Genomic DNA, 2,767 nt, shown 5'->3' on the forward strand with positions numbered 1-2,767 from the left:
CGTGCTGGTGCGCGCCGACCTGAACGTCCCCCTCGACGGCGACCGGATCACCGACGACGGCCGCGTGCGCGCCTCGGTGCCGACGCTCAAGGCGCTCGTGGACGCGGGCGCCCGCGTCCTGGTCGCCGCCCACCTCGGCCGCCCCAAGGGCGAGCCCGACCCCAAGTTCTCCCTCGCGCCCGTCGCCGTGCGGCTCGGTGAGCTGCTCGGCCAGGACGTCGCGATCGGCGCCGAGACCGCCGACGCCGACGGCTCCGTGGTGCTGCTGGAGAACATCCGCTTCGACGCCCGCGAGACCAGCAAGGACGACGCCGAGCGCGCCGCCCTCGCCGACGAGCTGGCCGCCAAGGCCGACGCGTTCGTCTCCGACGGCTTCGGCGTGGTGCACCGCAAGCAGGCCTCCGTGTACGACGTCGCCCAGAAGCTGCCCCACTACGCGGGCCGCCTCGTCCTGGCCGAGGTCGACGTGCTGCACAAGCTCACCGAGGACCTCAAGCGGCCCTACGTCGTGGTGCTTGGCGGCGCGAAGGTCTCCGACAAGCTCGGCGTCATCAAGAACCTGCTCTCCAAGGTCGACCGGCTCCTCGTCGGCGGCGGCATGGCCTACACCTTCCTCAAGGCCCAGGGCCACGAGGTCGGCCGGTCGCTGCTCCAGGAGGACCAGCTGGAGCAGGTCAGCGGCTTCCTGAAGGAGGCCGAGGAGCGCGGCGTGGAGCTGGTGCTCCCCGTGGACGTGCTCGCGGCCACCGAGTTCGCCGCCGACGCGTCCTACGAGGTCGTGCGCACCGACGCCATCCCGGCCGACCGCGAGGGCCTGGACATCGGCCCCGAGACCCGGGAGCTGTTCGCGAGCAAGCTCGCCGACGCGCGGACCGTGTTCTGGAACGGCCCCATGGGCGTGTTCGAGTTCGAGGCCTTCTCCGGCGGCACGCGCGCCGTCGCCGAGGCCCTCGTCAAGAGCGACGCGTTCACCGTGGTCGGCGGCGGCGACTCCGCCGCGGCCGTGCGCGCCCTCGGCCTGCCCGAGGACGGCTTCTCGCACATCTCCACCGGTGGCGGCGCATCCCTGGAGTTCCTCGAAGGCAAGGAACTCCCCGGCGTGAAGGTGCTGGAGGACTGATGGCCGCGCGCCAGCCCCTCATCGCGGGCAACTGGAAGATGAACCTCAACCACCTCGAGGCCATCGCCCTGGTCCAGAAGATCGCCTTCTCCCTCCCGGAGAAGTACTTCGCCAAGGTCGAGGTCGCGGTGCTGCCGCCGTTCGTCGACATCAGGTCCATCCAGACCCTCGTCGACGGCGACAAGCTGCTGCTCAAGTACGGCGCGCAGGACCTGTCGCCGCACGACTCCGGCGCCTACACCGGCGACGTGTCCGGCGTGATGCTCGCCAAGCTCGGCTGCTCCTACGTCACCGTGGGCCACTCCGAGCGGCGCGAGTACCACCACGAGGACGACGCCCTGGTCAACAAGAAGGTCAAGGCCGCGCTCAAGCACGGCATCACCCCGATCTTCTGCCTGGGCGAGCAGCTCGACGTCCGCGAGGCCGGCGACCACGTGGCGCACTGCACCACCCAGCTGGTCGAGGGCCTCAAGGGCCTGAACGCCGAGCAGGTGGCCAAGGTCGTCATCGCCTACGAGCCCGTGTGGGCCATCGGCACCGGCAAGGTCGCCTCGGCGGCCGACGCGCAGGAGGTCTGCTCCGCCCTGCGCGTCAAGCTCGCCGAGCTGCACGGCGAGGACGTCGCTTCGGCCGTTCGGGTGCTTTACGGCGGTTCGGTCAAGTCCGGCAACATCGCCGAGCTGGTCGCCCAGAAGGACGTCGACGGCGCCCTCGTGGGCGGTGCGAGCCTGGACGCCGACGAGTTCGCCAAGCTGTGCGCGCTCGCCGCGGGTGGCCCTCTACCCTGATGTGATTGACACGCACTCCCACGGCAGTGGTCCACGGTCGGCAGTTGACCGGGTACTCTGTGGCGTCACCTGCCTGACAGCGAGGATGAAATGATCCTGTTCCTTCAGATCCTGTTGATCGTCTCCAGCTTGCTGCTCATCCTGCTGGTGCTGCTGCACCGCGGGCGTGGCGGCGGTCTGTCCTCGCTGTTCGGCGGCGGTATGCAGTCGAGCCTGTCCGGTTCCAGCGTGGTGGAGAAGAACCTCGACCGGCTGACGTTGTTCGTCGGCGCGATCTGGGTCATCGCCATCGTGGGAACCGGGCTGCTCATGAAGCTCTGACCGGGCTCTCCTCGGTCCGAGCTTCGGTCCGGCAGACAGGGAAACCACGTGGTGGGGGTGTGAGGGTCGATGGCTGGTGGTAACGCGATTCGCGGTACCCGCGTCGGCGCAGGCCCGATGGGCGAATCGGAACGCGGCGAGTCCGCGCCCCGACGTCGGGTGTCGTACTGGTGCGCGAACGGGCACGAGTCCCGGCCGTCGTTCGCGGTCGAGGCGGAGATCCCGGAGAACTGGGACTGCCCCCGGTGCGGTCTTCCGGCGGGGCGCGACGAGCAGGCACCTCCTGCTCCGCCGCGCAACGAGCCGTACAAGACGCACCTGGCGTACGTGAAGGAGCGCCGCTCCGACGCGGACGGCGAGGCGATCCTCGAAGAGGCGCTCATGAAGCTGCGGAAGCAGCGCGAAGAGCCCTAGTTCGGGTTCGAACGGCGTGGCCTCGGACCTCCGGGTCCGGTCGAGGCCGACAGCGGCCCCCGCGGGGATTACCGCGGGGGCCGCGGCCGTGCGCGCCACGGGCCGGGCGGGTGTGCCCGTGGCG

General features: G+C 70.4%; 4 protein-coding genes. All 4 read left to right on the plus strand.

Annotated elements, in window-relative coordinates; translation table 11 throughout:
- Nucleotide 1 precedes the first annotated feature (1 nt).
- Complete coding sequence (locus ACFV4N_RS42385) at nucleotides 2-1,120, plus strand: phosphoglycerate kinase (RefSeq protein ID WP_499678347.1); 1,119 nt, start codon at nucleotides 2-4, stop codon at nucleotides 1,118-1,120.
- On the plus strand, nucleotides 1,120-1,908 hold the full coding sequence (gene tpiA / locus ACFV4N_RS42390; protein WP_499678348.1) for a triose-phosphate isomerase: 789 nt from the start codon (nucleotides 1,120-1,122) through the stop codon (nucleotides 1,906-1,908). Before ACFV4N_RS42385 ends, tpiA begins: the two co-directional genes overlap by 1 nt.
- A 90-nt stretch (nucleotides 1,909-1,998) precedes the next feature.
- A complete protein-coding gene (gene secG / locus ACFV4N_RS42395) occupies nucleotides 1,999-2,229 on the plus strand; it encodes a preprotein translocase subunit SecG (RefSeq protein ID WP_344039303.1) in 231 nt (76 codons plus the stop codon).
- 69 nt (nucleotides 2,230-2,298) lie between these two features.
- Complete coding sequence (locus ACFV4N_RS42400; protein WP_344039304.1) at nucleotides 2,299-2,643, plus strand: RNA polymerase-binding protein RbpA; 345 nt, start codon at nucleotides 2,299-2,301, stop codon at nucleotides 2,641-2,643.
- Nucleotides 2,644-2,767: the final 124 nt, after the last annotated feature.

This window comes from Actinosynnema sp. NPDC059797, assembly GCF_042732085.1.
GTDB lineage: Bacteria > Actinomycetota > Actinomycetes > Mycobacteriales > Pseudonocardiaceae > Actinosynnema.

What these genes read in the sequence shown, in the direction of transcription:
- tpiA (WP_499678348.1), top strand. Translation starts at nt 1,120, where the DNA reads ATGGCCGCGCGCCAGCCCCTCATCGCGGGCAACTGGAAGATGAACCTC.
- secG (WP_344039303.1), top strand. Translation starts at nt 1,999, where the DNA reads ATGATCCTGTTCCTTCAGATCCTGTTGATCGTCTCCAGCTTGCTGCTC.
- ACFV4N_RS42400 (WP_344039304.1), top strand. Translation starts at nt 2,299, where the DNA reads ATGGCTGGTGGTAACGCGATTCGCGGTACCCGCGTCGGCGCAGGCCCG.